General features: G+C 65.0%; 6 protein-coding genes. 1 reads left to right on the forward strand and 5 read right to left on the reverse strand.

From position 1 onward, the window contains the following. Positions 1-16: 16 nt before the first annotated feature. Entirely contained in the window at positions 17-907 is an 891-nt protein-coding gene (locus tag HOP12_13210) for a tetratricopeptide repeat protein (GenBank protein ID NOT35100.1), read from the forward strand. Here the strand turns inward: HOP12_13210 and HOP12_13215 are convergent. The 5 genes from HOP12_13215 to HOP12_13235 form a co-directional block, all read right to left on the reverse strand. Continuing rightward, entirely contained in the window at positions 864-1,760 is an 897-nt protein-coding gene (locus tag HOP12_13215) for a HAMP domain-containing histidine kinase (GenBank protein ID NOT35101.1), read from the reverse strand. The genes HOP12_13210 and HOP12_13215 overlap by 44 nt on opposite strands. 82 nt (positions 1,761-1,842) lie before the next feature. Then, positions 1,843-2,997: an FIST domain containing protein gene (locus HOP12_13220; GenBank protein ID NOT35102.1), complete on the reverse strand. Its 1,155-nt coding sequence runs from the start codon at positions 2,995-2,997 to the stop codon at positions 1,843-1,845. Between the two features lie 129 nt (positions 2,998-3,126). Next, a complete protein-coding gene (locus tag HOP12_13225; GenBank protein NOT35103.1) occupies positions 3,127-3,861 on the reverse strand; it encodes a hypothetical protein in 735 nt (244 codons plus the stop codon). After that, entirely contained in the window at positions 3,858-5,708 is a 1,851-nt protein-coding gene (locus HOP12_13230; protein ID NOT35104.1) for a hypothetical protein, read from the reverse strand. Before HOP12_13230 ends, HOP12_13225 begins: the two co-directional genes overlap by 4 nt. A 23-nt stretch (positions 5,709-5,731) precedes the next feature. Beyond that, positions 5,732-6,802, reverse strand: a complete 1,071-nt coding sequence (locus HOP12_13235; GenBank protein ID NOT35105.1) for a hybrid sensor histidine kinase/response regulator — start codon at positions 6,800-6,802, stop codon at positions 5,732-5,734. Between the last annotated feature and the right edge of the window lie 239 nt (positions 6,803-7,041).

The following is a 7,041-nucleotide window of genomic DNA, read 5'->3' on the forward strand; positions in this document are numbered from 1 at the left end:
GGCGGACCGGAAGAGCGTGCCTTATGGAAGGGCACTCGTCGGGGCAGGCAACCTGGCCTGGCGGATGGGTGAGCTCGATCGTGCGCGCGGGCTCTACGAGCAGGCGCTCTCGGTGCTGTCCCAGGTCGGAACCGATCAGCAGATCGGCAGCGTCTACCTGAACCTGGGCAACATCGCGTTCAGCCGCGGCGAGAATGACGAGGCGGAACGACACTATGAAAAGAGTCTCGACTACTACCGACGCGCGAACTCGACCATCTGGATCGCAGGCTGCCTGACGAACCTGAGCGTCATCGCACTGGCGCGCGAAGACCTCGATCGCCTCGAAACCATGCAGTCGGAGTCGCTCCAGATCAACGAAGAGGCCGGCATTCGAGACGGCATTTGTCTCTGCCTGCTGCAGCTCGGGATCGCGGCCTACATCCGGCGCGATTACGATCTCGGTCGCGCGCTCTGGGACCGAGCCATGGCCCTTGCGCGCGAGATCGATCACAGCTGGAGCCTGATGCCGGACCCGTCGATTGCTCTGCCTATTTTCGAAGCGGTTGCGAGCCTGGTTGCCGACACTCGCCCCGCCGAGTCAGCGAGCCTGCTGGCCGCCGCGACCGCATTGCGAGTCACGCTCAAGATGCCGCTTCTCTCGTACGAACTTCCCGCCACGCGCGACCTCGAAGCGCGCCTGACGGGAGCGCTCAGCGACGAGGACCTGGCAGGTGCCCGAGAAGCCGGAGCACAACTGTCGGTGGTTGCGGCGCTGTCGGCGGCGGAGCGATTGGTGGGAGTCCCTACCGACGGCCGCCGGTCCAGTCCCATCCTGGGGGCCACGCTCCAGGGCGAACCCGGAGCGCTGCCACTCCGCGCGCTCAGACCGCCAAGTCGCTGGTCTCCTCGATGTCCTCTGCCTTGAGCGGCAGTTCGACTGTCAGGACGGCTCCGCCGTGCGGTTGGTTCTCAGCCCATGCGCGACCGTGATGCGCCGCGAGGATCTCGCGCGTGATCGCGAGTCCGAGCCCGGTGCCGCCGGCGCCCGAGCCGGTGGCGCTCGACTGGATGAACTTTTCGAAGATCGCTCCGAGTTCGTCCTCTGGGATTCCGGGACCATCATCCGCGATCATGATCCGCGCGACCTTCGCGAGCTGATCGACGAACAGCGATACCACGACTCGCGACTTCGTATAGCGCACGGCGTTGTCGATTAGGTTGCGAATGACCTGCCGCAGTCGCATGGAGTCGCCCCATACCGGCAGGCGCTGATCGTCGCCGACGATCGTCAGCGAGATGCCGCGCTCTCGGCACACCGCGCCGAACTCCTCCATCACGGTGCTCACGAGGTCCTCGAGATCCACGCACTCCCACTCGTAGTGCATGCGCCCCGATTCGAGCTTGGCGAGATCGAGGACATCGTTCAGCAACGCGAGGAGAGTCTGGCCGCTGTCGTGGATGTGGGTGAAGTATTCGCGCAGCCCGCTCCGCTCCGCCACCTCGGCCTCGCGCAGCCCGAAGCGCGCGAAGCTGAGGATGCCATGCAGCGGCGTGCGCAGTTCATGCGACATGTTGGCGAGGAATGCCGACTTGGCGGCGTTCGCCGCATTGGCGGCGTCGCGCGCGCGTTCGAGCGCCTGGTTGGTGATCGCAAGGTCTGACAGCGCGGCATTGAGGGCGGCGGTGCGCTGCTGAATCTTGCCTTCGAGCGCCGTCGCGGTCTGGAACAGCAGGAACGCATCCTCCTGCATGTCCATCGACTGCTCGACGCGTCGCATGAGGACGTCGTTGATCCGCTCCAGCTTGTGGATCCGACGGGCGAGTTCGGCGGGATCCGGTTCGTGGTCGACGGACGCCTCGCTAGGCTGCGCGGGGGTATCCAAGCGCGACACCGGTGAAGGTCTGATTCACGTGCATGCCGTTGAATTGCTCACCGTAGGTGGCGAATCCGATCACCTGATTGCGGGCGAGGACTTCGCCAACGGCTCCGCGCAGCCCGCGCTGATCCATCTCCATCTTGCGAAACAGACAGTCGCACGCCAGGACGAGCGCAGGCGGCCCGAGCCGTTCGCGAATATCGGCGAACAGCGCTTCGAGGTCGGCGAGAAGATCCAGCCCCTTCGCGACCGACACCACGATGCCTTCGTTGATCGCGCACGCGAACGTGAGGCTCTCGTCCGGGTTGGCGTGCATGATCGAACGCACGTAAAGAGTTCCACCAATTCGAACGGCGACCGGGTGCACCGCGAACACATCGGCTTGCAGCCGATCAAGGCTCAGGCCCAGCACGCGCGCGTACTCCCGCGCGGCGGGTTCCCCGTTGATCTCGTACACGGTACGAGTGGCGGGGTCGGCACGCGTCACCACCAGGCGCTGGTCCGTGCTCTCGAAGTGCTGGGTCTTGAATACCATGAATGGCAGCGTCGTGTGCATGAGCGCGACGATCGCCGAGTGCTCGTGAAAGGCCCCCCGGTAGTAGATCCAGGTCTGTTTGAACCGTCCGTCGTCGCCGGCGGAACCTCCGAACAGTTGCATCCCGCCGAGCGCGCGAGACAGGGCGAACACCAGCGGCTCCTCCTGTCCCGACAACCCATCGATTAGCACCAGCGCGAATGTGTTGGCGCTGGTCGGAGTGACGCCTCGCTGCAGAAATCGGTTCAGGAGGTTGTGAGCGGTTTGTTCGCCACGCGAAAGCACGAAGCTGTCGAGTGAATCGATGAGATCGATTTCGGCGGTCAGTTGATCGGACACGATGCTGACGCCGGTGAGCGAGCCGTCCGTGTAGCCCGTCGGGTTGATCTCTCCCGCCGAGGTGCAGCCGATCAGGGGCATGTCACCGAAGCGAGCGTGAAGTTCGCGCGCAAGCGCCGGGAGGTCGTACTCGGCCGTGCAATAGAAAGTCGCGAACGAGACTCCCGGCTTTCCAATCGCCCGATAGAGTTCCTCCGCCGCGATCGCGGGATCGCGTGAGGCTGAGAAACCGCGGTGAACGGCGATCTCAGGCGGCGCGGCCATGGCTCACTCCGATCACGTGAAGAGAATTGCGCTTGACCCGGCGGGCGCCAGGAGCGCCGGGCACCCCCAGGGAAGTCTCGGAGGGGAGCCGGGCGAATTGAGGGCGGCGCGCAGGCGCGCTCGAGTCGTTTACCTCGCCCACGCAGACGACACGCTGATACTGCCCATCCAGTGCGGCTCGATCGCCAGTGCGTCGCGAAAGTCCCCGTTCGCCCACGCCCAGGTGCGAGCCACCGCGGGCTCGATCGCGATCGCGCCCCAGGCCCCCGCGAAGGCTGCGCCTGTCTCGCACGCGGGGAATCCCGTCATGCCGTAGTAGTGCTCTTGAGCGAACAACTTCGCGGTCAACGCGAACGTTCCTCGCGCACTCTCGAACTCACGAGCGAGCCCGAAGGTCCAGTAGCGCCCGGCTCCGGCAGCCGCGTCCCAGTGCATGCTGAGGGAGGCGGCCAATGGGGCCGCGAACGCGAGGTCCAGAATCGCCTCGTGGGTCGGCGCCCAATCCTCGCGGTGCGGGTAGTCTAGGTAGGCGTAGCCCAGTGAACCCGAGAGGCGCCCTCGTTCGAAATCACGTTCCAGCGTGACGTCCAGTTCGTCGAGCTCCTGACGAGTCTGATTCACATTGCCCCACAGTCCGGCGGTGAAGCCGCGCAGACTCACGCTCGTCGACGGCTGCAACACCGGGCGCCCTTCGCTGTAGTCGAAGCCCTGAAAGGCATAGCGAGACGCATAGGTCGTACTCCACTCGACCACGGGCGACTTGTCCGAGGCGTCGGGCTCGGCCTCCGCACCTGCCCGGCATGGAAGCACCGCGCATCCCAGCACCACGCCCAGTGCGAGTGGCGTCAACGGGTTCGAATTCATGCGGCCCTCCCCCATCGTTGATTCATATTCGAAGTCGCAATCGGCTTCGCGTTCAGGCCCGGTTTGCTCGCAGCGTCCGACTCGCGATCGGCATCGGATTCGTGTGCACTCGCCGGCCCTGCCACCGGAACCTCGAAGACGACGCGAGCGCCACCCTCGAGCCGATTCTCGGCCCAGATGCGGCCTTCGTGGGCCTCGACGATCTCGCGGCAAATTGCCAGGCCCAGCCCGGTTCCTCCGCTGGTGCGCGGATTCGTGTGACTCGCCTGCACGAACTTGTTGAAGATCAACTCCTCTTCCCCGGCGGGGATCCCGCGGCCGGAATCTTCCACCGACACGCGCTGCACGTCGCCCGCTGACTCGAGGCGGATCACCACTACGCCCACCGCAGGCGTGAACTTGGCAGCATTCGAAACCAGGTTGCGCAACACCTGAATCAGGCGCATGCGATCGGCAACGACGGGCGGCAGGTCCGGCTCCTCGTGGACACGCAGTTCGATCATCTGCTCGTGGAACAGCGATCGGAACTCATCGGCCGCCACGTCGACGACTTGCGCCATCGAAACGTCGGAAAACGCGAACGACATGCGCCCGGCCTCGAGCTTCGAGAGATCGAGCAGCGCATTCAGGAGCGTGAGCAAGCTCTCGCCACACTGGTTGATCTGGAGAAAGTTCTCGTGGAGTTCGCTGCGGGTCGCCAATTCCGCGTCGCGCATCCCGAACCGCGAGAAGCTCAAGATTCCGTGCATCGGCGTGCGCAGTTCGTGTGAGATGTTCGCGAGAAAGTGGGACTTGGCCATCGCCGCGTCTTCGGCCACCTTCCGAGCCTCGATCAGCCGATCGCGCTGCGCGAAGAATTGGGCGACCAGGCGTGCCACTTCGCCCAGTTCGTCGTGTCGGTGAACCTCGCGCGTGAGCTGGGTCGCGTCCTCCTCACGCATGGCGCGCGTGATGGCAGCCAGCGGACGCGCCACCCAGCGCGTCACGGCCCACCACACCAGTACCAGCGAGAGCACCGCCCCCAGCACGGCCAACATCGACGACTGCTTGAGAACTCGGTTGATGCGTCGCCCCTCCACGAACGTGGCTGAGAACTCGAGCCCCGCCACCGGACGGCCGTTGATACCCGGAAACGGGACTCGAACTTCGATCCGGCCGGTCTCCGCCCGGCTCTCGACTCCCGCGGGGAGTCCACTGGCTGGAACGATGCGCACGTCGCCCGCGGACACCGATGCCAGCTCGGTGATCCGTTCCGGAGTCCATAGCCTGCCCACCACGTAGTAGCCGGCGGGCGGTGTGGAACGCTTGAAGTCCTCCGACGGCTGAATCGACGAGGTCCAGATCTCGAGCACTCCCGCCTGTGTCGAAGCGAAGAAATGACCGATCGGTTCGCGTGCCAGCCGGCGTGCAAGCGACTGTTCCGTGAACGGCAGGCGGGAGAGCACCGGCACGGCACTCGGATTCGCCCCAACGACCAATTGGCGCCGCGCGTCGAGCACCCACGCGACGTCGAGGCCGAAGGTTGGAATCCCACCGGTCAGGTTGATCTGAGCCCATTCGGGGTCGCGCGTGTGGACGAACTCGACGAATTCGTCCCAGCGCGTGTAATCGTCGGCATGGTTACGCGCGCCGCTCGCCCTCAATTCGAGAATGCGACCCAGCACGCGCTGCGATTCGAGCGCGCGCTCACGCAGCATGGCCTCCATCTGGCGACTCTGACTGTGCTGCATCGCGTACATGACCACCGCGAGCATCAGGGTCGTCGCGACGAGCACCAGTCCGACACGAGTCTGGATCTTCGAGAACTGCGAGGTCCCGGCGAATCGTGGGTCCAAACCGCGGGGCATGCCCATGTTCGCCTGGCGGCCGACTACGCCGCGATCGCCCGGGCGTTGTTCGTCGGCAACAGCATTCGGAACGTCGCGCCATGGCCCGGTGCGCTCTCGACCGTCAGGCTTCCGCCGTGCTGTTCCACGATGACCCGCGCCGTGGCGAGACTCAATCCGTGTCCGGTGCTGTGATGTTTCAGGTGCTCGACCACGAATTCATTGAAGACGAAGTCGATGAACTCCGGCCCGATTCCAGGCCCGCGATCCGAGACCGAAAATCCCGACCAGGGGCCGGTCTCCACGAGCTCGAGCCGCACGACGCCGCCGGCCGGGCTCAGGCGAAGGGCGTTGTCGAGCACCGCGCCGAGTGCCACACCGAGTTGTTGCGGATCGCCCTCGAGGCGAACGGTCGCGTTCATGACCACTTCGACCGCCACGTCTTCGCGCAGCGTCTTGCGGCGTGAATTCTTGAGGACCTGGTTGGCCAGCACCTCGGCATCCAGCGTCTGGGCTTCGCGCGGGATGAATCCTGCTTTGAGCTGGCTGAGGTAAGCCACCTTCTCGACGAGTGCCTGCAGTCGGACCCCACCATGGTGGATCATCTTCACGAACTCACGATGATCGGGGGAGAGACTCGGGTCCTCGAGGAGAATCGAGGCCGGTCCGAGAATCGTGGTCAGCGGCGTCGCCGTCTCGTGACTCAGCAGGCCCAGCAGGTCCGACTTCAACTGATCGATCTCCTCGATCGACTTGAGCCGCAAATAGACGTGCAGCTTGGCCAGGAGTTCGTCGGAGTCGAACGGCTTCGTTACGTAGTCGTTCGCGCCAGCCGCGTAGCCCTCGAGCCGGTCCGAGGTCGTCGCCCGCGCGGACACCATGATGATCTTGGCGGCGGCGACCGCTGGGAGAGCACGCAAACGCCGGCAGGTCTCATAGCCGTCGATACCCGGCATCATGATGTCCAGCAGGATCAGATCGGGGCGAAAGCACGGAGCGATCTCGAGCGCTTGCTCGCCCGATGATGCCGTGACGAGTTGGAATGCGCCGTCGAGTGTCTTCTCGACGATCGCGAGGTTGCGGGAATTGTCGTCGACCGCGAGCACCCGATGCATGTCGTCCCTCTCCGTGGTCCGCTCTCGGGGCGATGCCCGACCGCTCGAAGTATCGGAACTATGGTGCTGAGCCTTGAGGGAGACGCTGGCCGGGGTCGCTTCGGTGGGGGAGTCTCGAAATTGCCGCGCACTCCCGGGGGGCCCTAGCGCCAGAAGTAGTGCCAGGTGTAGGTGAGCGCGAGACTCTTGCCGGCCTCGACTCGCGACTTCCAGGTGAACTGCCCCATCCCGTTCACCGC

It is taken from the genome of Candidatus Eisenbacteria bacterium, assembly GCA_013140805.1.
Classification (GTDB): Bacteria; Eisenbacteria; RBG-16-71-46; order RBG-16-71-46; family RBG-16-71-46; genus JABFRW01.

What these genes read in the sequence shown, in the direction of transcription:
- HOP12_13215 (NOT35101.1), bottom strand. Translation starts at nt 1,760, where the DNA reads ATGCGACGCGTCGAGCAGTCGATGGACATGCAGGAGGATGCGTTCCTG.
- HOP12_13220 (NOT35102.1), bottom strand. Translation starts at nt 2,997, where the DNA reads ATGGCCGCGCCGCCTGAGATCGCCGTTCACCGCGGTTTCTCAGCCTCA.
- HOP12_13225 (NOT35103.1), bottom strand. Translation starts at nt 3,861, where the DNA reads ATGAATTCGAACCCGTTGACGCCACTCGCACTGGGCGTGGTGCTGGGA.
- HOP12_13230 (NOT35104.1), bottom strand. Translation starts at nt 5,708, where the DNA reads ATGCCCCGCGGTTTGGACCCACGATTCGCCGGGACCTCGCAGTTCTCG.
- HOP12_13235 (NOT35105.1), bottom strand. Translation starts at nt 6,802, where the DNA reads ATGCATCGGGTGCTCGCGGTCGACGACAATTCCCGCAACCTCGCGATC.